We start from the raw sequence: 565 nt of genomic DNA on the forward strand, positions 1-565 counted from the left end.
CACCTCCTGGCGGGCCTCCTTGCGGGTGTGCCAGACGGCGACGACCAGCAGGATCAGCGCGGAGACCACCATCATCGGCCCGGCGTTGCTGCCGTAGTAGGGGCCGCGGCCGAACATCGCCTCCGCCAGGAAGGCGTACGCCCCGGTGACCGCCCACATGTACGCCGCGGTGCGCGGCCTGGTGCGTATCGCGACGACCGTCAGCACCGTCAGCTGGACGACGAAGGCGGCGGGCGGCCACGGCCAGTCACCCGTCGAACCGCCGAACAGCACACTGACCGGGGTCGCGGCCATGGACGCCCAGAACGCTCCGACCGGCCGGATCATGGTCAGCAGGATCGGGATCGCGGAGATCGGGCCGAGCACCACGACCAGGCGGTCGCTGACGGTCCCGGCGATGAGCACGGCGAACAGGGCGGCCGTGACGATCACCGCGTGCGGCAGCCAGGCCGCGTACTCCCTCAGCCGGCCCGGCAGCCGCCGGGTCACCGGGCCGTCGACGCTCCTGCGCGGCAGCGGGCGGTAGGCGAAGGCGTCGTGGAACAGGTCCTGCCGCAGCCCCTGC

1 pseudogene is annotated in these 565 nt (G+C 72.9%); it reads right to left on the minus strand.

From position 1 onward, the window contains the following. Nucleotides 1-565, minus strand: a pseudogene (locus ACLZOT_RS49755) (two-component sensor histidine kinase); the annotation flags it as partial.

This window comes from Streptomyces sp. 4F14 (assembly GCF_048159485.1).
In the GTDB taxonomy this organism is placed as follows: Bacteria; Actinomycetota; Actinomycetes; order Streptomycetales; family Streptomycetaceae; genus Streptomyces.